This window comes from Labrenzia sp. C1B70 (genome assembly GCF_000475395.1).
GTDB classification, from domain to species: domain Bacteria; phylum Pseudomonadota; class Alphaproteobacteria; order Rhizobiales; family Stappiaceae; genus Roseibium; species Roseibium algicola.
This window is the reverse complement of sequence record NZ_AXCE01000002.1, coordinates 65,491-87,324: the sequence shown is the minus strand read 5'-3', so window position 1 is coordinate 87,324 and position 21,834 is coordinate 65,491. Positions and strand designations below refer to the sequence as shown.

At 60.1% G+C, this 21,834-nt stretch carries 15 protein-coding genes; 5 read left to right on the top strand and 10 right to left on the bottom strand.

Translation table 11 applies throughout. The features are described from left to right. Positions 1-332 precede the first annotated feature (332 nt). A complete protein-coding gene (locus tag Q666_RS35120; RefSeq protein ID WP_031268749.1) occupies positions 333-1,679 on the top strand; it encodes an NAD(P)-dependent oxidoreductase in 1,347 nt (448 codons plus the stop codon). 90 nt (positions 1,680-1,769) lie between these two features. Next, positions 1,770-3,083, top strand: coding sequence for an NAD-dependent dihydropyrimidine dehydrogenase subunit PreA (preA, locus tag Q666_RS35115; protein ID WP_022999265.1), 1,314 nt, complete (start codon positions 1,770-1,772; stop codon positions 3,081-3,083). Between the two features lie 111 nt (positions 3,084-3,194). On the opposite strand, the gene Q666_RS35110 is transcribed toward preA, so the two are convergent. Together Q666_RS35110 and Q666_RS35105 are read right to left on the bottom strand one after the other, a co-directional pair. Further along, positions 3,195-5,486 (bottom strand): EAL domain-containing protein, encoded by a 2,292-nt coding sequence (locus Q666_RS35110; RefSeq protein WP_022999266.1) that lies wholly within the window; start codon positions 5,484-5,486, stop codon positions 3,195-3,197. Between the two features lie 127 nt (positions 5,487-5,613). Then, a complete protein-coding gene (locus tag Q666_RS35105; protein ID WP_023014426.1) occupies positions 5,614-6,609 on the bottom strand; it encodes an ABC transporter substrate-binding protein in 996 nt (331 codons plus the stop codon). 414 nt (positions 6,610-7,023) lie between these two features. Between Q666_RS35105 and Q666_RS35100 the strand changes: the two genes are divergently transcribed. Continuing rightward, entirely contained in the window at positions 7,024-7,725 is a 702-nt protein-coding gene (locus Q666_RS35100) for a nitroreductase family protein (RefSeq protein ID WP_022999268.1), read from the top strand. Positions 7,726-7,809: 84 nt separating this feature from the next. On the opposite strand, the gene Q666_RS35095 is transcribed toward Q666_RS35100, so the two are convergent. From Q666_RS35095 to Q666_RS35065, 7 genes are read right to left on the bottom strand one after another with little or no spacing between them, the layout of a single operon-like run. Continuing rightward, entirely contained in the window at positions 7,810-9,645 is a 1,836-nt protein-coding gene (locus tag Q666_RS35095) for a V-type ATP synthase subunit A (RefSeq protein ID WP_022999269.1), read from the bottom strand. Next, positions 9,642-10,388 (bottom strand): hypothetical protein, encoded by a 747-nt coding sequence (locus tag Q666_RS35090; protein ID WP_022999270.1) that lies wholly within the window; start codon positions 10,386-10,388, stop codon positions 9,642-9,644. Before Q666_RS35090 ends, Q666_RS35095 begins: the two co-directional genes overlap by 4 nt. Position 10,389: 1 nt before the next feature. After that, positions 10,390-11,091 (bottom strand): ATP synthase subunit E, encoded by a 702-nt coding sequence (locus Q666_RS35085; protein ID WP_022999271.1) that lies wholly within the window; start codon positions 11,089-11,091, stop codon positions 10,390-10,392. 24 nt (positions 11,092-11,115) lie between these two features. Further along, positions 11,116-11,565 carry an ATP synthase subunit C gene (locus Q666_RS35080; protein WP_006939055.1) on the bottom strand — a complete coding sequence of 150 codons (450 nt, stop codon included), beginning with the start codon at positions 11,563-11,565 and terminating at the stop codon, positions 11,116-11,118. Beyond that, positions 11,562-13,355: an ATP synthase subunit I gene (locus tag Q666_RS35075; RefSeq protein WP_022999272.1), complete on the bottom strand. Its 1,794-nt coding sequence runs from the start codon at positions 13,353-13,355 to the stop codon at positions 11,562-11,564. The genes Q666_RS35080 and Q666_RS35075 overlap by 4 nt, the downstream gene beginning before the upstream one ends. Then, entirely contained in the window at positions 13,352-13,975 is a 624-nt protein-coding gene (locus Q666_RS35070; protein ID WP_022999273.1) for a V-type ATP synthase subunit D, read from the bottom strand. Before Q666_RS35070 ends, Q666_RS35075 begins: the two co-directional genes overlap by 4 nt. Next, the gene (locus tag Q666_RS35065) at positions 13,975-15,342 is read right to left on the bottom strand and encodes a V-type ATP synthase subunit B (RefSeq protein ID WP_022999274.1); all 1,368 of its coding nucleotides are present in this window, start codon (positions 15,340-15,342) and stop codon (positions 13,975-13,977) included. The genes Q666_RS35070 and Q666_RS35065 overlap by 1 nt, the downstream gene beginning before the upstream one ends. Before the next feature lie 675 nt (positions 15,343-16,017). Between Q666_RS35065 and Q666_RS35060 the strand changes: the two genes are divergently transcribed. Next, a complete protein-coding gene (locus Q666_RS35060) occupies positions 16,018-17,805 on the top strand; it encodes an ethylbenzene dehydrogenase-related protein (RefSeq protein ID WP_286133750.1) in 1,788 nt (595 codons plus the stop codon). A 62-nt stretch (positions 17,806-17,867) separates the two neighbouring features. Next, a complete protein-coding gene (locus tag Q666_RS35055) occupies positions 17,868-18,884 on the top strand; it encodes a 2Fe-2S iron-sulfur cluster-binding protein (protein WP_022999276.1) in 1,017 nt (338 codons plus the stop codon). Positions 18,885-18,934: 50 nt separating this feature from the next. On the opposite strand, the gene Q666_RS35050 is transcribed toward Q666_RS35055, so the two are convergent. Then, complete coding sequence (locus Q666_RS35050; protein WP_022999277.1) at positions 18,935-21,826, bottom strand: EAL domain-containing protein; 2,892 nt, start codon at positions 21,824-21,826, stop codon at positions 18,935-18,937. Positions 21,827-21,834 lie beyond the last annotated feature (8 nt).

The following is a 21,834-nucleotide window of genomic DNA, read 5'->3' as shown; positions in this document are numbered from 1 at the left end:
TGGCGGCCGCTTTAACTCCGGTGCACACAGGTGCGCCGGAGCTCTTCGGCGTGCGTGCGCGTTGATCTGTCCTGTTTTCCCCGCCAATACACCGTGACAGGCAGCTGTCAGGCCGGATTTTGCGCCATGGCGCAAATTTCATCACAGCGCCTTTTTTGCGTTAAGATGCTGTTTTTCCGGTAATTTTATTGCTGATTTTTTCCCTCAAGTTTTTAATCATTCCAAAAAAAATTTGACTAACTGTTCAAATTTTCTTCCAATGCATTCCTGAGCCTCCTCATCAAACGAAGGAAGCCACCTTGAAAACGATCGCCAACCTTCCGGAGATCTCCATGACCCAGACCAAAGCCGGCCCGGACATTGCCGCCGGGCGCTTGCCTGAGGACGCATACGCTGAGAATTTCAGCGACCTGCACCCGCTGCTGGACCAGCACGAAGCGCAGGTCGAAGCCGACCGTTGCTACTTCTGCTACGACGCCCCTTGCATGCAGGCATGCCCGACCAGCATCGACATTCCGCAGTTCATTCGCCAGATCTCGACCGGGAACCCGACCGGGGCCGCGAAGACCATTTTCGCCCAGAACATTCTGGGCGGCATGTGTGCCCGCGTCTGCCCGACCGAGACACTGTGTGAACAGGTCTGCGTGCGCGAAGTTGCCGAAGGCAAGCCGGTGAAGATCGGCGAGTTGCAGCGGTATTCGACTGATCACTTCATGTCGGAGTTCAGCTCGACGCCGTTCACGCGCGCTGCTGCAACCGGCAAGAAGGTTGCCGTCGTCGGGGCCGGACCTGCGGGTCTTTCCTGCGCCCACCGGCTGGCGGTGCACGGTCACGACGTCACCCTGTTCGATGCCCGTGAAAAGGCCGGCGGCCTCAACGAATACGGTATCGCCTCCTACAAGTCGGTCGACGACTTTGCCGCGCGGGAAGTGGATTTCATCCTGTCCATCGGCGGTATCGAAGTCCGGACCGGCATGCGCCTCGGCACCAATCTGGATCTTGCGACCCTGCGTGCCGAATATGATGCCGTGTTCCTCGGCATCGGTCTTGGCGGCGTCAATGCGCTTGGCCTTGAAGGCGAAGACAAGAGCGGCTCGATCGATGCCGTCGACTACATTGCCGACCTGCGTCAGTCGAAGGATCTTTCCCAGCTTCCGGTTGGTCGGCGCATCGTGGTGATCGGCGGCGGCATGACTGCGGTCGACATTGCGGTCCAGACCAAACTGCTGGGCGCCGAAGACGTCACGATCGCCTATCGCCGCGGTCAGGACCGGATGAACGCCTCCGAATACGAACAGCAGCTGGCCCAGACCAGCGGCGTCCGGATCATGACCTGGGCCCAGCCGAAGGGCCTTGTCGGTGAAAACGGTGCGATTACCGCGATTGAACTGGAGCGGACCCAGGAGCAGAATGGTTCCCTGACCGGTACAGGCGAAGTCATCACCCTGCCTGCGGACATGGTGTTCAAGGCCGTTGGCCAGACCCTGGTGCAAGCGGATCTCGGCGATGCGCTGTCCCTTGAAAAGGGTCGCATCGTGGTTGATGCGGACCGCAAGACCAGCCTTGCCGATGTATGGGCGGGCGGTGACTGCGTGCTGGGCGGTGAAGACCTCACGGTTGCCGCTGTCGAGGATGGCAAGATTGCCGCCGAGAGCATTAACGCTGCCCTGACCGCCTGAGACTTGCGCGCCTGAAACCTGAGCGACTGGGACCTGAGCGCCCGGCAGCAGCTGACGCGCTCGGCGCCACCGATTTGAGGGAGAGCCACCATGGCTGACTTGCGTACTGATTTTATCGGCATCAAATCGCCGAACCCGTTCTGGCTGGCATCCGCGCCGCCGACGGACAAGGAATATAACGTCGTCCGGGCCTTCAAGGCCGGCTGGGGTGGCGTCGTGTGGAAGACGCTTGGGGAAGATCCGGCGGTGGTCAACGTCAACGGTCCGCGCTATGGCGCGATCCATGGCAAGGACCGGCAGCTGATCGGCCTCAACAACATCGAACTGATCACCGACCGTCCGCTGGAAGTGAACCTGCGCGAGATCAAGCAGGTGAAGCGCGACTGGCCGGACCGGGCGCTCGTCGTCTCGCTGATGGTGCCCTGCGAGGAGCAGAACTGGATCGACATCCTCCGCCGCGTCGAAGAAACCGAAGCCGACGGTGTCGAACTGAACTTCGGTTGCCCGCACGGCATGAGCGAACGCGGCATGGGCTCCGCCGTCGGCCAGGTGCCGGAATACATCGAGATGGTCACCCGCTGGGTGAAGCAGCATTCGCGCATGCCCTGCATCGTGAAGCTGACGCCGAATATCACCGATGTCCGCAAGCCGGCGCAGGCCGCCAAGGCGGGTGGTGCTGATGCTGTTTCGCTGATCAACACCATCAACTCGATCATGGGTGTCGACCTCGACATCATGTCGCCGTCCCCCTCTGTCGACGGCAAGGGTGCGCACGGCGGCTATTGCGGCCCGGCCGTAAAGCCGATTGCACTCAACATGGTCGCCGAAATCGCCCGCGACCCGGTGACCCACGGATTGCCGATTTCCGGCATCGGCGGCGTGACCACCTGGCGTGACGCGGCCGAGTTCATGGCGCTTGGCGCAGGCTCTGTGCAGGTCTGCACGGCCGCAATGACCTATGGCTTCCGGGTTGTCGAGGACATGATCGAAGGCCTCAGCGACTGGATGGACACCAAGGGCTATACGTCCGTCGACCAGTTTGTCGGCAGCGCGGTGCCGAATGTGTCCGACTGGCAGTACCTCAACCTCAACTACATCGCCAAGGCCAAGATCGATCAGGATCTTTGCATCGAATGCGGTCGCTGCCACATCGCCTGTGAGGACACGTCCCACCAGGCAATCACCAACATGGTGGACGGCGTTCGCAAGTTCGAGGTGATCGACGAGGAATGCGTCGGCTGCAACCTGTGCGTCAATGTCTGCCCGATCGAAGGCTGCATCACCATGGAACCCATGGAGGCCGGCAGCATCGATCCGCGCACCAAGAAGCCCGTCGAAAAAGACTACGCCAACTGGACGACGCACCCGAACAACCCGATGGCCGTCAAGGAAGCAGCCGAATAGGCAAAGCTCCGGCGGTCACCTTCAACGCGGGCAGGATCCTCCCTTGCCCGCGTTTTTTTGTTCGCTTTTCAGTCGAGGGAACCTTGATGGGGATTGCCGCAAGCAGGCAGATCAACCGCCGGCTCGACGGATGCCTTCCATCTGCGACAAAGGATCAGGCGGCATCAACTCGTTGAACGGCAGCGGCCTGTCGAAGAGATAGCCCTGCAGGAACTCGCAACCCGCCTCCACCAGGAAGTCGCGCTGTGCTTCCGTCTCGACCCCTTCGCCGACACTTTGCATGCCCATTACCCGGGCAAGGCTCAGCATGGAGCGGATGACCATGTCCGCTTCCTCGTCCTCGCCGATACGCGACACGAAACTGCGGTCGATCTTCATCTTGTCGAAGCGATACTTGTGCAGGTAGTTCAGGCTGGAAAATCCGGTGCCGAAGTCGTCAATGGCAAGCCCGACGCCAAGATCGCGCAGCTTGAGAATGGTGTTCCGCGTCTGCGCGCTTTCCTCCAGCATCAGGTCCTCGGTGATTTCGAGAACAAGCCTTTCCGGAGGAAAGTCGTATTTCTGCAGCAGTGCCTCGACCTTGTCAGCGAAACCTGCGGCCTGGATCTGGCTTGTGCAGACATTGACCGACACGCCGGTCTGCATCCAGCTGCCTGCATCGTGAAGCGCCCGCTCCAGCACCCAGGCACCGATCACAGGCATCAGTCCAGCATCCTGGGCAACCGGCAGGAACATCACCGGCGGCACCAGGCCGCGGCTTGGATGCCGCCAGCGGATCAGGGCTTCATAGAAGGCCAGTTCGCCCGACCGGGCGTCGACGATCGGCTGATAGAACAGGTCGAATTGCTCTTCACGCAGGGCTGAATCAAGATCCACACGGATCTCGCGCCGTTCGCGCAGAAGGTCGTCCATCCGCTCGTCGTAAATCCGGAACGAGCTTTTCTGCTCCATCTTGCAGCGCTGCAGGGCGATATCGGCAGCGCGAACAAGGCCTGTCAGTGTCTGGCCGTGGTCCGGGAAGCGGGCGATACCCGCGCTTACGGACGTTTCAATGCGCTTGCCTTCATAGTCGAACGGCTGCCGCAGCTTTTCAAACAGCTTGCCCGCTTCCTCCACGGCTTGCTCCGGCGTTTCCCAACGCTCCGTCAGGATCAGGAATTCATCGCCACCGCTGCGCGCGACCAGGTCGAACGGGCCGAGCACCGATCTGATGCGTTCGGCCTGAGCGACCACCAGGCTGTCGCCCACGGTGTGCCCGTAGATGTCATTCACCTGCTTGAGGTTGTCGACGTCGAGATAAATGATCCAGGCGCCACGCTGCTGATCCTTGCTCAGCGCCAGTCTTTTCGTGGCTGTGGCGTGGAAGTATCCGCGTGTGACAAAGCCTGTCAGGGAATCGTGATTGGCGGCGTAACGGGCTTCCTGTTCACGGGCTGCAAGCCGTGCCCTGGCGTTGGCATTCTGCCGGAGGGCTATCAGGGCTACCGTCAGAATGACCCCGAGCGACAGCAGGAGAACCGGTATCGAAGACAGGATGATCCCCGACGACTGGCTCATCGGATACCAGGCGAGATAACCAAGCACCGTGCCGGATCCGTTCTGAACCGGGGTGCCGATCATTCCGTCGGGAATTTCCGAAGCGAATTTCAGATTGTCGAGGGCGAGGCTGGACAGAAGATTGCTGAGATGCGCCGCATCGATCTCGAATGCGTTGACGAGAACGTTCGGCGGCCCGAAGGACATTTCGATCCCACCGGGATCCGGTACGATCGCAAAGGCCGCGACGATGAAGGGATGGTCGTTGATCTCGACGATGTCTATGGCCGAAATGTCGGCCAAAGTCCCGGTGAAGCGGACTTCGCCTGGTTCTGACCGGACCAGAGCCTCGACGTAATTCCCGCGTATGCTGTCCAGCGTGCCGGTAATGCCCGTCTGGACGCTCTTGGAAAAGTCTTCCGCTCTCTCCTTGCCGTGGAAGTTGGAAGAAAAGAGGACCTTGCCGCCCGGACCGAAAAGCACCGTGTAGTCGTGGGCGAAATCCAGGGCCATATCGACGCCGAACCGGGTCCTGATCCAGTCGGGCGACAGATTGGTATCGATATTCTGATAGGCGGCGTTGGAAGCGGCGTAACGCTCCATTTCGCGTAGCAGCAACTGCTTGTGGTTCTGGAAGACACGCGCGACCGATTTGGTCTCCCGCATCGCAGCTTCGCGCTCCGCGACCAGCACCTTGAACAGCACGGCGCCGAAAGAAAAAATCACCGCGCAGAACATCAAAATGATGACGAGGCTGGAAGAAATGCCGAAAACGCTCGCGGTCATCCGGCGCGGTTCGTCGGACACTGTCTCCGCCGCGGAATGAACCAGGTCGAATTTGTCTGTTTTTCCAGACAGATCGCGCATTTCGCTTTCAAAATCCCAAGCTTTTGTCAGCGAAGCAGTCTGGGTTCAAACCTTTAATTTTTAGTGCCTTGGCAGGCATCAGGCAAAGGCAGCCGGAACGATTTCCGCCCCGGCTGCCCGATTGACGTTACATCTTGTCGGTGACGACCGTTGTTGTAGCGCCTTCCGGCTCCTTGGTGATGACCGGGTCGGACCCGCCGGACAGGAGGGACTTCACGGTGCGCTCATAGGCAGACATGTCCAGTTTGCCGTCAGATCCATCAACCAGCTTGTTGATTTCGCCGACCATGCGGATCTGATGCTTTTCTGTCTGCGCGCCAGTGGCGTCGTTTTCCAGAACGATTTCAGCAGCTTCTTCCGGGTTTTCGGCGGAATAGGCCCAGCCCTTCATGGAGGCTTTCACGAAGCGGGCGAGCTTGTCGACCATTGCCGGGTCGTCCAGGCTGGATTCCAGAACGTAGAGACCGTCTTCCAGCGTGGCGACACCCTGGTCTTCGTATTTGAAGACGATCAGGTCTTCTTCCGGAATGCCGGCATCGATGACCTGCCAATATTCGTTGTAGGTCATGGTGGAAATGCAGTCAGCCTGCTTCTGCAGCAGCGGATCGACGTTGAAGCCCTGCTTCAGAACGGTCACGCCTTCGTCGCCACCGTCGGTTGGAATGCCGAGCTGGCTCATCCAGGACAGGAACGGATATTCGTTACCGAAGAACCAGACGCCGAGTGTCCGGCCCTTGAAGTCTTCCGGCGAGGTGATGCCGGTTTCCTTCAGGCAGGTCAGCATCATGCCGGACTTCTTGAACGGCTGTGCGATGTTGACAAGCGGCACACCCTTTTCGCGCGATGCCAGGGCGGACGGCATCCAGTCGATGATCACGTCGGCTCCGCCACCGGCGATAACCTGCGGCGGCGCAATGTCCGGACCGCCCGGCTTGATCGTCACGTCCAGGCCTTCTTCGTCGTAAAAGCCCTTGTCCTTGGCCACGTAATAGCCGGCAAACTGGCCCTGTGTGACCCACTTAAGCTGCAGTGTCAGCTCGTCCGCGGCGTTGGCCGCACCTGACACCAGGCTTGCGCCCAGGACAGACGCGAGCGCCAGACTTTTCAATGCCTTCATTGCCATTCCCCTACTGGTTATGGGCGAGCCGCTGTCGGACTCACCCTTCTCTGGAACTTCGAACCCTAACCGGTGCGGACCTCGGAGCGGTTCCCGGCCGCCTGATCCTCTTCCGGCTGTTTGGCCGCATCCGGACGCCGGGGCATTTTGCCTTCTCAACGAACAGTGCTGACCAATTGGTCAAGAAAATCTAGAAAGGTGCCATGTCACTGGTCAAGGTTATTTTTTCATCAAGGCCATTTGGCGTTTCAAAGACGAGCATAGGCGGGCTTGGTTCAAGTTGTGAAGCCGGTGGATCGGATTTTTAGTTGCCTGACGCCCGGTCAGTCGATCCATACTTAACGGTGCATAGTGGGAGGAGATTGCGCGGCCCGGATTCCTTGCGAATCCGCCGGTCGGCAATGCAAATGGACAAAAAACATGATTTCCAAATCAGCCCTGGATTACCAACCGTTGCCGCTGCCGGATCGGCGAATTTACGACGATAAGGAAATGCTGGCCCGTGCACAGGACTTTTATGACGATGTGCGGACCCGCCATACGGTTCGCCATTTCTCGGACCGTCCTGTGGACCGTTCGATCATCGAAGCCTGCATCCGCGCTGCCGGTACCGCCCCGAGCGGCGCCAATCACCAGCCGTGGCATTTCGTGGCGATTTCCAATGCCGACCTGAAGCACAAGATCCGCCTGGCTGCCGAGGAGGAAGAACGCAAGTTCTATGATGGCGGCGCGGGCGACGAATGGATCAAGGCACTGGAGCCCATCGGCACCGACGCGGACAAGCCGCATCTGGACATCGCCCCCTGGCTGATCGTGATTTTCGCGCAGCGCTGGGGCACCTTCGACGACGGCACCCGCTACAAGCACTACTACGTGCCCGAAAGTGTCGGCATCGCCACCGGCCTCCTGATCACCGCACTTCACCATGCGGGGCTTTCAACCCTGACGCACACGCCCAACCCGATGAAATTCCTCAACGGGATCCTGAACCGCCCGGAAGCGGAAAAGCCGGTCATGATCCTGGCCGTCGGCCATCCCGCGGAAGACGCCACGGTACCGGCTGTCGCCAAGATCAAGAAGCCGCTGGAAGAGATCCTGAGCGTGTTCGAGGACCAGGAATAGCTTCAGAACCAAGTGCGTTTCCAGAGCGTCACCCCGGGCGGACAGCGCGAAGCCCGGGGCTTACTCACCCGCAATACACGGCGATCACCCCGTCACATGTGTCGGGGCAGCGCTGACATTGGCCTTTATCTTCTCCAGCAGTTCCTTGCGGTCCGGACTGCCGTCGGCGGCGTAGTTGAGGTTCTTGAAGAGCGATGTCTGTTCGGTGAAGAACTTGCGGACGGCTTCCTTGTCGTCAAAGGCAAAGTCGGTGCGGGCGATCCGGTAGACGAGATCGAAGGTTTCCTGCTGGCGCTTGAGCGGCGCCGACACGTCGACATCGTCAAAGGCATCCTGCTGCAGGTAGACCATGTCGAGGAACAGCGCCTTCTGCTGAAGGATGAAATCGTCGGTCGAGACGCCCTCTTCGCCTGTCACCTGCATCATGCGGGTAATCTCGTCACCCTTGCGAAGGAGTTCAATCATCTCCGAAACGCGGGGAACCCAGTCCGGGCCGATATTGTTCTGGTACCAGTCGTTGAGCTGAATGTGATACCGAGACCAGGACAGCAGCGGGTCGACCGCCGGATAGAAGCGCTTGTAGGCCCGTTCGGACGAGAGGCCCAGGAAAGTCTTGACCGTGCCGAGGGTCGACTGGGTGACCGGTTCCTCAAAATTGCCGCCGGCCGGAGACACCGTGCCGATCATTGTGAGACTGCCGGTCTCGCCGCTGGCGGTCCGCAACACGCCAGCGCGTTCGTAGATGCCCTTGATGGCGCTGTCGAGATAGGCGGGAAACGCTTCTTCTCCCGGAATTTCCTCCAGCCGGCCGGAGGTCTCACGCATGGCCTGGGCCCAGCGGGAAGTACTGTCGGCGATCAAAAGCACGTCATAGCCCATCTGCCGGTAATATTCGCCAAGGGTAATGCCGGTGTAGATCGAGGCCTCGCGCGCCGCCACAGGCATTGAAGACGTGTTGCAGATGATGACCGTACGATCCATGAGCGTGCCGTCTCCGGAGGGGTCCGGCTGGTGCGGGAACTCGGTGATCGTTTCGACCACCTCGCCGGCACGCTCGCCGCAGGCAACCACGATCACGATATTGACCGCCGAGAAACGCGAAATCAGCGATTGCAGCACCGTCTTGCCCGCGCCGAAGGGACCCGGAATGCAGCCCATACCGCCACGGGCGATGGGAAAGAACGTGTCGATCAGGCGCAAGGTGGTGATCAGCGGCTCGCTTGGATAAAGCCGCTCGCTCTGACCGGCCTTGACCAGCCCCTCCGGGATCGCCCGGCGAACCGGCCAATGCTGGACCATGGTCAGGTCGCGGGTTTCGCCGCGATCGTTCTTGAGCGTTGCCACCACCTCGTTGATGGTGAACGTTCCTTCGCGTATCCGGTCCACTGTCCAGGAACCCGTCGTAACGAAGGGAACCATGATCCGGTGCTCGAACCTGCCTTCCGGAACCGTGCCGAGCGTTTCCCCGGCTTTGACCACGTCACCGGATTTCACCTTGGGTTCAAACGACCATTTGCGGTTCTGGTCGAGAGCATTGGTGAGCACCCCGCGCGGCAGGAAGAAGCCGTGCTCGGCCGCAATATCGGCCAGCGGGTTCTGCAAGCCGTCAAAAACCGTGCTGAGCAGGCCCGGTCCGAGAGCAACCGACAGCATCTCGCCGCTCTGGATCACCTTGTCACCGACGCGCACGCCCGCAGTGCTTTCGAACACCTGTGCTTCAGCGGACTTTCCGCGCACGCGCAGCACTTCGGCCTTCAGATATTCCCGCGGCTTGCCATCACGTTCGGGACCATGGGGGATAATATAGACCACCTCGTTCTTGATGAGAGGGGCAGAGCCGAGAGGCGACAGTGTGACGAGATCGTCCTGCACGGCGACGATTTCCGCGGTCGGTTCGGGCAACTGAACATGGCTCGTCATGAAGGGGCTCCCTCAAGGGCAGAAGTGAAGTCTGAGAAAAGATCCGGCCGGCCGGCTTGACTGCCGTCATCCGTCTTGCCGTCAAGGGCTGACGCCACGAGCGTGGCCAGCCGGGCACGTGCATCGGCCTCGTTGTAGCGCGACCAGCGTTCCACGATCACCCAGCGCAGCACGTAGATCGCAACGGCCTCGAAATCGAATTCATGCAGGTTGCCGTAATGGCCCATCTGTCGGAAGACCTGGGTGAGGACAAGACGTTCCATGGCGATGTGATCGCCCGCCCGCATCAGTTGGTGAGCCTCGCCCACCCACGGCATGAAATGGCCGAGCCCAAAGGCCGGGTCGCTCCAGTTGGCCTTGACCTGTGCGCACCAGCGGCCGAAGCCCCAGTTCTCGATATCTCCGGCGCTTTCCTGTCCATCCCGGCGTCGACGCAGCGCTGCAATCAGCGTCCGCGTTTCCATGCGTGCCCCGACAAGATGTTGCAGATCCGGATAGGCAGCCAGATCGGCAAGAACCTTGTTTGCCCGCCGGATCACATCGATGTCGCGATCATAACCGGCAACACCGGCCCAGGCCGTCACCTCTACCATCTCGCGCAGCAGGCTCGCATGCGCGGGCTCCAGCATTGACAGCCGCTGCTTCAAGCGGAACCCCGAGATCGGCACGTCCTTGCGCGAGAACAGCTTGCCAAGATGGGGCAGGCTGGACACCAGCGCGATATATTGGTGCGGCCGGCTCATGTCAGCGCAGCACCCCTTCCATCACCGCTCTGAGGCGCGGTTGCAGGTGCCGCTTCAACAGTGTCGCGATCGCTTCTTCGGTCAGATCGATGGAAACGTCCCTGTCGGTCAACTTCACCTTGATACCGTCAAAGCCCGGTGCGGTGGAGAAGGTGACCCCTTGCCGCAACACTTCGCCCGCAAGCGCGATCACGAAGTGGGTGAGGGTTCCCGGCTCGACCGCCTCGGGCGATTGCTTCAACTCCTCGAAGGTGACGACCTTCTCCGGCAGGACGATCTCCATCGGCTCAGCGTCGTCGACCGACGCATTGTCCTTTGCGTTGGCGGCCATCGCCAGAATGAGGTTTTTCAGGAATTCCTGGTCGGCAAGTGTGGTTGCCACCAGCCGGCCGGCTTCCTGCTGAATGCGGTCGCCCAGCTCGTTGCGCAGGCTGAGGACAAGATCGCGCGCGGCAACCTTCAGCCCGTCTTCCGTCGCCGCCTTTTCCCTGGCTGCTTCCGCTCTTGCATCAGCCAGCAGGCTGTCCGCCTTCTGCCTTGCTTCCTCAACGATGGTTTCCGCCTTTTCCCTGGCCTTGGCCAGGATGGCATCCCCCTCCGACTGGCCCGCGGCCACGCCTTCGGACTTCAGCCGTTCGATAAGCGCCTGGACACCGGCACCAGCGGCGTTCTCCAGGTCGTCTGCTGCGTCATGTTTGGACATTGCCGCCTCCTGTTCCTTCTGGCCCTAAGCGGGGATCGAGCCGGACAGGACCAGCGCGAAGACGAGAGCAAAGACCGAAAAGCCTTCCAGCACCGCCGCCGGAGCGAGGGAAATGCCGAAGATTTCCGGCTTGGCCTTTGAGGCATGAATGGCCGAGGCGAGCACCTCGCCCTGGCGAATGCCGGTGTAGAGCATGGTGACGCCAGACAGGAGGCCGATGCCGAAAAGCGCGGCGCCATTGGCTGCATCAATGGTGGGCTGCTGCAACGAGAACATGATCACGATGCCGTAGATCACCTGGGACGACGGCATCAGCGAAACACCGATGAAGCGGCCGTAACCACCGTCGCTGTCCAGCATGGCGCCGATCGCGGCGCTACCGCCAAGGGCGCAGCCCCAGGCGCTGCCGATGGCGCCGAGGGCGACCGGCGCGAACAGCCCAAACCAGCCGAGAGCCACAACGAATTCGTTCACAGGCGTGTCTCCTCTTTCTTGAACGGACGGAAAGGCGTGCCCTCGTCCTTCAAACCCCAATTGAAAAATTCAATGACATTCAGACGCAGGCCATGCACGCAGCCGGCGATCAGCCCCAGCCCGATATTGATGGCGTGCCCGAGCACGAGAACCGCGATGGCGATCAGCAGACCGACGCCAGGAACCGCGTGGTTGAGCTGGCCCGAGAGCGAGTTGATGGTTTCGGCAAGCGACGCTGCCGCAAGCCCCAGCGCAAACAGGCGCATGTAGCTGAGAACATCAGAGAAAATGTTGACGATACGGGCCAGCGAGGCGAGGCCATCGAAGACCCTGAGGCCGCCGGTCTTGAGTGATGTCACCTTGCGGTCGCTGCCGAAGATGCCGACCAAGAGGAGCCCAGCAACCACCGCAACCGGACCGATAACCGCAATGGAAGTGCCCTGCCCCAGAAACGTTGCCAGGCCACCGAGTGCCACCAGACACCAGCCGACAGGCTGCAGGCGACCGCTCAGGCTCGTTTCGTGCCAGGCGCGCATCAGGTTGGCAATGACGATATGGGTCACGCCGATGGTCAGCGTGATCTTCATCATCGTGTCCACGTCTTTCAGATGCAGCACCTTCAGGCGCGCGAGAAACGTTCCTTCGGGAGGCGCGACACCGAAGTAGCTACCCGTTGCCACGCCGAAGGCCGCCGTCGAGATCATCAGCCAGACGGACATCCGGAACATGCGCCGGCCCAACGCCGAACCTTTGAAGCGCGCCCGGAACAGGTACAACAGCAGAAGAAGAAGCAGGCCATAGCCCGCGTCCGTCATGATCATGCCGAAGAAGATCACGAAGGAAACATAGACGATTGCCGAAGGGTCCCACCCCCTGTAGCCAGGGGTCTGGTAGAATTCGACCAGATCCTCTCCCGCTTCCAGCGCCGGGCTGTTGTCGAGAAGCGTGGGCGGCGCATCGGCCTCTTCGACATCCGTCACCAGCAGGGCGATGCCGAGACTGTCCGAAAGCGTGCGGACTTCCGCGACCTGGTCCCGCCGCGCCCAGGCCTGAAGCACGAAGACCTGTTCGGTGTCCGCTGTTTCGAGCGACGCCCTGTGGCGGGCGGAATGGTCGCGGGCGGCGGCAAGGTTCTGCGCCAGCACGAACCGCCATTTGGTGAGAGCTTGACGCTGCAGCTCCAGCTCTTCCAGTTGGATGGTCGCATCTTCATGTTGACGCCGAAGCACCGAGAGCGCCTCCGCCCCCACGTGAACGCGCGGCACCGGCATGGCATTTGCCGCCGGTTCTTCCGGAGAAAGCAACACGATGTAGCTGCGGTACTTGTCGCGGTGGACGATCTCCAGGATCTTGTCGGAAGGTTCGATCAGCTTGAGCTTGGCGTTGGGCACCACGTAGAACCACAGCCGGTGGTCGCCGATTTCGGCCAGGTCGGAAAAGCTGAATTCGCCCCAGGGCTCCACATCCTGAATGCGCTGGTCAAGGCGCGCCACCCGGTCTTCGCAGTCACGGAGCGCCTTGCGGTTGGCAAGCGTCTTTTCGACCACCGTTTCCAGGTCGAAGTCGTCAAGATGGGTGACCGGACGACGCTGCGCCTTGCTGTCCATGAGCCAGCGCAGGGCTTCGCTCGCCTCGCGCCCCCGGCCTGCGGGAACGGCTTCCAGTTCCTTTTGTGCCGATGTCAGGGGGATCAGGTGCAGGGCGCCGAATTCCTGCGTGGCTTCCAGCACCTTTTCCTTGTCCTCAAGGATGCCGACCAGATTCACCTTGACGAGCGGGACGATGGTCATAGTTCGGCCACCGAGGTTTCGGCGCCGCGAGCTGCTGTCTTGCGTTTGGAGATCTTGGCACGGACCACGGCATCGCGTTCCGCGTCCGCCAGGGCCATGCGGATTTTCTTGATGTTGCGTTCCGCCTGCGGGATCAGCACCTTTTCGAACAGGTTGACCCTGCGAGAGATAACCGCTTCGGCCTCGATCAGCCGGGCAATACGCTCCTTGGCAATTTCCCGCTCCTTGTTGAGCCGCAACAGTTCCTGCATGCCTGCGACATAGGGGTCGACCCAATGCGGGCGTGCCAGACGGGAATAGGGTTTCGTCTCGACCTCGATATCCTCCAGGACCGGCAACCGGGTGCCGGAGAGGTTCTGCTCGCCGACGACGGCCTGCTTCAGCACCACGAGCCCTTCCAGCGGGACATGCTTGTTGGCCATCATCGGCAGAGACCGCGCAAGAGCGTTGAATCGCTCCTCATACTCCGCCTCGAGGCGGACGGCTGCTTCCTTGGCCTTGGCGCGCTCGGCCATGATCTGGAGCCTCTTCAGCTCAAGAGACGGCAGGAAGCGCTTGTATTCCGAGAGCTGTCCGCTTTCCCGGGCCAGAGACGACTTGTTGAGGGCCAGCCTCGCCATCAGGCAGCCTCCTCGTCAGACGCTCCGCCGGCAGGTTTGCTTTTCGGGAAATACTTGTCGATCAGCCCCTGTTTCATCAAAAGCTGTTCCGGCTGGAAGCATTCGGCAAGCGTCTGCCAGCACAGGTCGAGCGCCTCCTCCAGGGGCATTGCGACATTGATATCCATGAAACGCCGCCGGAAAAGGCCGCCAAACTTCAGAAGCTGGTGGTCGTAATCCGACAATTCGAACGCCATGGACTGCTTCTGCTCCGCATCGCGTGCGCCGGAATAGAAGCGGATCATGGTGTTCATGATCTGGTTGTGATCCTCACGCGTCACTTTGCCGATCACATGCTGTTTCAAACGGGACAGCGAGCCGAAGGGATCCAGAACGCCGCTGTGCAGATAGAACTGGCCCTCGGTGATGTAGCCGGTGTTGTCCGGCACCGGATGGGTGACGTCATTGCCCGGCATTGTCGTGACCGTAAGGATGGTGACCGAGCCTGAGCCCTTGAAATCGCAGGCCTTTTCATAACGGCGGGCCAGCTGGGAATAAAGATCGCCCGGATAGCCCCGGTTGGCGGGCACCCGCTCCATCGCAATGGAGACTTCCTTCATGGCATCTGCGAAGGCGGTCATGTCGGTAAGCAGCACCAGAACGCGCTTGCCTTCCTCAACGGCGAATTTTTCCGCAACCGCAAGGGCCATGTCCGGAACCTGCAGACGCTCGACCACCGGATCGGACGCCTGGTTGATGAACATGACCGTGCGCGGGAAAACGCCCGCATCCTCGAACTGCTGCCGGAAAAAGGCATAGTCATCGAAGATCAGCCCGAGGCCGCCGAACACCACGATATCGGCGTCTGCCTGGATGCCGATACGCGCCAGAAACGGGTTATAGGGTTCGCCGGAAACCGAGAAGATCGGGATCTTCTGACTTTCCACGAGGCAGTTGAAGATATCGATCATCGGCACATCTGTGCGGATCATACGCGAGGCGAGCACGCGCTTCATCGGGTTGGCGGACGGTCCGCCGATCGGGACGGAAGGGTCGCTGGACAGATCCGGGCCCCGGTCAATCGGTAGCCCCGCGCCGTCGAACACACGGCCCAGGATATTGTCCGAATAGGTGACCTTGGCCGGCTCACCCAGAAAGCGTACGGACGAATTGTTGGCGAGGCCCTTGGTACCGGAATTGACCTGCAGCGAAACCATGTCCCGGTCGATGTTGATGACCTGTGCGAGAGACGTCGCACCATTGCCTGAATCGACCAGTGCCAGATCACCCAGGCACGGGCGCCCCTCCGACTCGCTCTTCGAAGAAGACACCTGAATGCGAATGATATCGCCAACGATATCGACAATCCGTGTGTGGGAGACCAGCATTAACGCCCCCTTGGGAAGGAAATTAACTCACATCGGGCCAAACCCGTTCTGCTGCAACGCAAACCATCTTAGGCGGGTTTTTCGATCCCACACAACCTGAACTGTTGCCCGGCACCCAACTTGCTTCAACCAAAATGAAGTTAAGAGAGAAATGATTGCGTTCGTATGACTTGCATCAAAGTGCTCATGCCAGAGGCAGCAGGCTTACTCCCGCATTGCCGCAACCCTATTTCACTTGCGTTAACGGCGGACCGACTTCGCTGATCCGCTTAATTCCGGCATAAGCCCAGGGAAAAGCAGCATTCAGGAAGACGTGTTGTTGCGTTGCACAAATTTAAAGCAACTTTCAAACGATCCACCTGATATTCTACCTATATATTGGAATATCAATTATCCATTTTCCCGATCATTCTTCATGATCGTTTCTTTTTCACGATCACGCGCCTTCCCGCCAATATTGTTCTTCAGTCATCTGAATTTTTTCCCGAGAGGAAGATTTTTAAGCATGCGTAAAACCACCCGGATAGGTTTAAGGTCAGTTGTATTCGCCATTTTTTCTTCACTTTTGTTAAAATGTGATATTTTTTAGGCAAAGCGCTTTGAAATTTCCCGACATCCGGTTGCACAACCTATGCCGGTAACCCGGTCGCATTGCTGGCGGCCCTGGAGGAAAAGTTGACGGACCAAGTGACTGATCACGCCCTGGAACTGCCTTCATCGTCCAATTCATCCAAGAAATCCCAAAGAGGCCGGCACGCCAATGGCGCGGATAGCGCCGCGAAAAGACCCGAGGACCGCAGCCCTCCGGTACGCAGCGACATCGGCACGATACTCCTGCATTGGACGCTGGTAGTTGCAATCGTCACCAGCCTGCTGACGGGCATGCGCCTGTCGGCGGATGCGGAACACGCCTGGTTCTCCAAGCTTTTCGAACCGATCCTGCCACAGGGTGAAATCTGGACCTGGCACTATGTGTCGGCGATATTCGTTCTGGCGGTGATCTTTGCCTATGCGGCCTATATGACGCTTGGCCGCCTGAAACGGCGCATTTCCTCCAAGAAGATCGTTGTCCTGACGCTTCCCGCCAGCACCAAGCTGCGCCTGGCCGCGGTCAACGTCATCGCCTACTGGATCCTGTTCGGGGCCGTGCTCACCCTGTCGGCAACGGGCGTCCTGCTTTACATCGGTCATGGTGGCATCTGGGTGACGGTGCATTACACGGCCGCCCTCGTGGTGCTGACCTATATCGTTGCCCATGTGGTGCTGCATTATTGTTATGGCGGTGTCGCCCAGTTGCTGCGGCTGTTCCGCCCGCAGGCGCTGCGACGTTTCCCGGGCATGAGCCGTCACCCACTGGCCCTGGCGACTGCACTGGGCGCAATCGTGCTTGTCGGCGCCGTCAGCCTCGATTTCGGCACACGCGACAGCCTAGTCGTTGCCAAGGGCACCACCCTGCCGGAGCTGGACGGCACGCTGGACGATCCGGTCTGGCAGGACGCGGCCCCTGTTTTCATCCGAACACAGCAAGGCTCGAACCTGGACGGAACAGGTGAATCGACTGTCGAGGTGCGCGCCGTACAGGTGGGGGACAAGATCGCGTTTGCCTTCCGTTGGGAAGACAAGAACCGGTCGTTGAAGCGGCATCCGCTGATCAAGCGTGAAGACGGCTGGCACATGTTGAACAACCGGGCCGACATTTCCGACGAGACCGCCTACTACGAGGACAAGTTCTCGGTTGCCTTTTCCACCACCGACACCTTTGGCGGCGGTGGTGCCACCCACATGGGCCCGAAGCCCCTGAGTGACAAACCAGGCGCTTTCAATTACCGCGGCCTGCACTATACGACTGACGGCAGCCTGGTGGACGTGTGGCAATGGAAAGCAGCGCGCGGCGGCATGCTGGGGCGCGTCGACGACATGCATTTCGCGACGCCGGTGGAACCGAACGAAGCCCAGGCTGCCGGCAAGAGCCGCTACAGCGCCGGCTACAATCCCGATGAAGGCAAGGCTTTCTACGTCTACAACTACATCGGCGATCCCGTGACCCATTACCACGGGACCGTCGGCGTGCGCCGGCTCCCGGTTGACTATCAGAAGATGACATCGCTGATGGGCACCATCGATCTTTCCACGGAAGTGAGCGAAGACGAGGGCTCGCAGTGGTGGATGTTCGAAAACGAAAGCGTGCCGTACTCGCCGGAAAAAGATGCGGAGATCCCGGTCGGGACGGTTATTCCGGGGGTTCTCATCGAGGGTGAATACTCCGGCAGCCGGGCAGATTTGCTGGGTGGGTCCAGGTGGCAGGACGACCATTGGACGCTTGAAGTCGTCCGGGACATGGATACCGGCCAGAGCCAGGACCTTGCCATGACGGACGGTCTTTTCCTGTGGGTCTCTGCCTTCGACCACAATCAGACCCGCCACACCCGCCATTCCCGTCCCGTGCGGCTGACCTTCAATTGAGGCCTGCCCTTCCCGCCTTTCCTGTCTTTTCCGGACGTTTCTTTCAACGGATGTAATCACTCATGTCGAAAAGCACCTGTACGGTCACCATCAACGGGAAGGCCATCAAGGCCAATGTCGGCGACACGCTGATCGACGCCGGGCTGGGCGGACGCCTCGTCATCCCGCACGACTGCTGTTCCGGCCAATGTGAAACCTGCCGGGTCCGCGTTTTGAGCGGGCAGATCGATGACATGGGCACCCGGGAAAAGGACACCGTGCTCGGATGCCTTTCCGTTCTGGAAGGCGATGCCGAGATCGCCTATGACCCGGTGCCGCTGGTGAAGACCACAAAGGGAACGGTGGAAAGCATTCGGCCTATCAAGGACGGATACCTGGAAGTTCGGGTCAAGACGGCGCGGCCCGTGCCCTGGCTGCCGGGGCAATATCTGCGCGCGACCTTTGCAGGATATCCGCCGCGCGACTACAGCCCGACGACCCCGCTCAACCTGGATGCGGAAGAGAACGTCCTTGTGTTTCACATCAAGGTCTACCCGGACAGCATCGTATCGTCGAAGCTGGGCAAGGAAATTGCCAAGGGACATGCCGTCAAGCTGCGAGGCCCGTTCGGCAATGCGTTTTTGCGGCGGCAGCAGAACCCGATCCTGCTCACCTCGACCGGCACCGGGTTCGCACCGATCTGGTCGATCGCCGTTGCTGCAAGCCTGGGCCAGACCGGCCGTGAAATCCGCATCATTGCCGGGTCGAGAACCCGGGACGGGATCTACATGCGCGACGCGGTACGCTGGCTGCAAGGCCGGGGCATTCCGATCACGCTGACGGCAGGCGATGGCGACGACGAGACGGTGCGCAAGGCGCGGCCGCATGAACTGGTCGGACAACTTACGCCCGATCACGTCGTCTATTCGGCCGGTGCGCCGTCACATGTCGACGCCATGCGGGAGATCGCGCTAGGCGCAGGGGCAACCTTCTACGCCGATCCGTTTTTTGTGGCGGAAGAAGAGAGCGGCCTGCTGGCCCTTGCTGGAAACCTTATCCGAAAGGCATCCGCACCGTTCACCTCGGCTTCCGCCGGCTGACGCCAGGGCGCTACACCTGCCTCTCCTGAAAGTGAGTGGGTGTTGCCGGACTATTGCGCGGCGGTTGTCAGAGACCGTTCGCCCGCATAGATCAGCTCTTCGGTGCTGGCGACAGGCATGGGTCTGCCCAGATAGTAGCCCTGCGCTTCCGTGCAGCCGATTTCGGTCAGCATGTCGAGAAGCTGCTTGGTCTCCACACCTTCGGCGGTGGTGGTCATGTTGAGATTGTTGGCGAGTTCGATGACCGCTTTCACGATGGAAATGGAGTCGTCCGAATAGGCCATCGAGCGGACGAAGGACTGGTCGATCTTGATCTTGTCGAACGGGAAGCGGCGCAGGTAGCTGAGCGAGGAATAGCCGGTTCCGAAATCGTCCATGGACACCTTCACGCCAAGCGACTTGGCCTGGTGCAGCGAATCCAGAACGTCTTCGGAATCGGTCAGAAGCACGCTTTCGGTCACTTCCAGTTCAAGACGGTCGGCCTTGAGACCCGTTTGCGTCAGGGCATCAATCAGCACCGGACCAAATGCATGGCCACGCAGCTGCCGGGGTGACAGGTTGACGGCGATCCTGAGGTGGTCCGGCCAATTGGATGCGATCCGGCACGCTTCCTTCAACACCCATTCGCCCAGCTGGGTGATCAGGCCGGTATCTTCGGCAAGCGGAATGAAATCGGCCGGAGAAACCATGCCCCTTGTCGGGTGGTTCCAGCGCACCAGCGCCTCGAAACCGGACACCCGGTCGTCCACGAGCGTGTATTGCGGCTGGAAATAAAGCTCCAGTTCGTCATTGGCGACCGCGGTTCTGAGATCGGTTATGAGCTCTCGCCGGTCGTTCACGGCCGTGCCCATGTCCTTTTCAAAGAAACGGTAGGTATTGCGGCCGTCTTCCTTGGCCCGGTAGAGCGCAAGGTCCGCCTGCTTGAACAGTTCGTCGCCTGCGGTGCCGTCGGCCCTCGCAATTGTGATGCCGATGCTGACGCCGATTACGAGTTCATGGTCCGTGATCTGGAACGGCTGGGAAATCTCCCAGATTACCGACTGCGCCAGTTCCTCGACATCAGCCAGCCTGCAGGGCAGACCGGTGAGGATCGCAAATTCGTCGCCGCCAAGGCGGACGACAACGTCCTTTCGGCCGATGAGGGCGCGCAGACGCTCCGCCACCTGCCGCAAGAGTTCGTCGCCAATCGGGTGCCCAAGGCTGTCGTTGACCGTTTTGAACTCGTCCAGGTCGAGGCACAGAATGGCGAACTCGCCCCCCTTGACCAGTTGCTGGTTCAACAGCATGTCCAGCTGGTCCCGGAATTCGATGCGGTTCGGCAGCTGCGTCAGAAGGTCGTGACGCGCCAGGAACGCCAGCCGGTCACGGGCTTCCTGCCGTTCGGTGATGTCTTCGGATATCGCCACCCAACCACCTTCCGCCAGCGGCTGGCGGGTGGTCAGGACGATACGGCCCGAGCGGATCTTCACCATTTCGGTGCTTTGCGAGCCACCTGAATACCTGTGATCCCCGATCCGGGAATCGTGCAGAGCCATGTCACCGGTTTCAACGGCATCAACTTTCTGCAGCGTTGCGAGCTGAGCAGCCGTCATACCCGACTTTATCCTGCCCGGCTCGACTTCGAACAATTCGGCGTAGCGCTGGTTCGAAACAATCAACCTGCCATCGACGTCGAACATGCACAGACCGTGCGACATGTTGTTGAGAGCAGCATCAAAGAGAACGTTCTGCTCGCGCAACTGGGCTTCCTGAGAGCGCAGGATGGAGTTCTTTTCGTGCACGCGTTCGCGCAAGGCGTCGCGTTCCTTGACGGATCGCTGCAAGGAAACGACCGATCTGGCGATGTCACCGACTTCGTCCAGCCGCTCGGTGCCAACCACCTTGCTTTCGAAGTCGCCCGCTGCGATGCCGGTCAATACACGTGTGATCTTGGTCAGCGGCCGGGTAATCTGCCGCGACATGAGAAAGGCGACTGCAGCAAAAGCCACCAGCGCGATCAGTCCGAACAGGAACAGCCGCCGGAGCAGCTTGGCTTCTTCTTCGGTGCCGATGCGGGTCAGTTTGTTCTGAATTTCGGTCAGCGCCGCGATAGGCGTCAGCGCACAGACAGTCATGGGAACGACCGGGACACCACATTCGATGACATGCCCACCGTCCAGGGTGATGTTCGGCGTTTCCTTCGAGCGTGTGAGATCCGAATAGTTTCCGGTGAAATTCGCCGTGGAAATGATCTGACCGTCGAAAACGATCGCCATTTCGAAGGAATTGATTTTTGCCAGATCCGCCAGGAGTGGCTCTTCCGGCCGCAGCCAACGTTGCGCGACAAGTCCGCCGATCACATAGCCGAAATCATCGAAAACCGGGACAAACGCGATCTGAGACACTTCATTGTCCCGATCGCCCGGCACGAACACACCCGTTTCGGATTTGGGCAAGACGCCGGAATAGGTCAGCTTCTCTCCCGGAAAGCTGTCTTTCAGCGACTTGGCAACCTCGTTGAAGAAGCTCAGACCCTGCATCTTGGACCCCAGTTCGACGAGGTCCGCAGAATAGGATGAGGCGCCGATCACATGGCCTTCCTCGTCCAGAACGACGATGCCATCCACATCCGCCAGTTTCGCCGCCGGGCCAAGCAGTTCCGACATGGCCACGACATTGCGTGACTCAACGGCCTTGGCGGTATCCACCCTCTCCGACAACGCATTTATCCGACGAAGCCTGTCCTGAAACAGGAACTCCATACGGGTCCCGGCAAGCTTCACGTCGGCGGACAGGGTTTCCACAAGACGCGCGCGGGAAAGCTCCAGAAGCTCGGCCTCCTGACGCTGCATGCTGTCTTCAAGCTGGAAAGCCACCAGTCCGATAAGACCGGCAAATGCACACACCGCCGTGAAAACGGCGCCGTATGTATAATGCCAGAGAAGGGACGAGTGACGGATCATGTGGACCA

What these genes read in the sequence shown, in the direction of transcription:
- Q666_RS35075 (WP_022999272.1), bottom strand. Translation starts at nt 13,355, where the DNA reads ATGACCATCGTCCCGCTCGTCAAGGTGAATCTGGTCGGCATCCTTGAG.
- Q666_RS35055 (WP_022999276.1), top strand. Translation starts at nt 17,868, where the DNA reads ATGTCGAAAAGCACCTGTACGGTCACCATCAACGGGAAGGCCATCAAG.
- Q666_RS35100 (WP_022999268.1), top strand. Translation starts at nt 7,024, where the DNA reads ATGATTTCCAAATCAGCCCTGGATTACCAACCGTTGCCGCTGCCGGAT.
- Q666_RS35090 (WP_022999270.1), bottom strand. Translation starts at nt 10,388, where the DNA reads ATGAGCCGGCCGCACCAATATATCGCGCTGGTGTCCAGCCTGCCCCAT.
- Q666_RS35050 (WP_022999277.1), bottom strand. Translation starts at nt 21,826, where the DNA reads ATGATCCGTCACTCGTCCCTTCTCTGGCATTATACATACGGCGCCGTT.
- Q666_RS35120 (WP_031268749.1), top strand. Translation starts at nt 333, where the DNA reads ATGACCCAGACCAAAGCCGGCCCGGACATTGCCGCCGGGCGCTTGCCT.
- Q666_RS35110 (WP_022999266.1), bottom strand. Translation starts at nt 5,486, where the DNA reads ATGCGCGATCTGTCTGGAAAAACAGACAAATTCGACCTGGTTCATTCC.
- Q666_RS35105 (WP_023014426.1), bottom strand. Translation starts at nt 6,609, where the DNA reads ATGGCAATGAAGGCATTGAAAAGTCTGGCGCTCGCGTCTGTCCTGGGC.
- Q666_RS35085 (WP_022999271.1), bottom strand. Translation starts at nt 11,091, where the DNA reads ATGTCCAAACATGACGCAGCAGACGACCTGGAGAACGCCGCTGGTGCC.
- Q666_RS35070 (WP_022999273.1), bottom strand. Translation starts at nt 13,975, where the DNA reads ATGGCGAGGCTGGCCCTCAACAAGTCGTCTCTGGCCCGGGAAAGCGGA.
- Q666_RS35095 (WP_022999269.1), bottom strand. Translation starts at nt 9,645, where the DNA reads ATGACGAGCCATGTTCAGTTGCCCGAACCGACCGCGGAAATCGTCGCC.
- preA (WP_022999265.1), top strand. Translation starts at nt 1,770, where the DNA reads ATGGCTGACTTGCGTACTGATTTTATCGGCATCAAATCGCCGAACCCG.
- Q666_RS35065 (WP_022999274.1), bottom strand. Translation starts at nt 15,342, where the DNA reads ATGCTGGTCTCCCACACACGGATTGTCGATATCGTTGGCGATATCATT.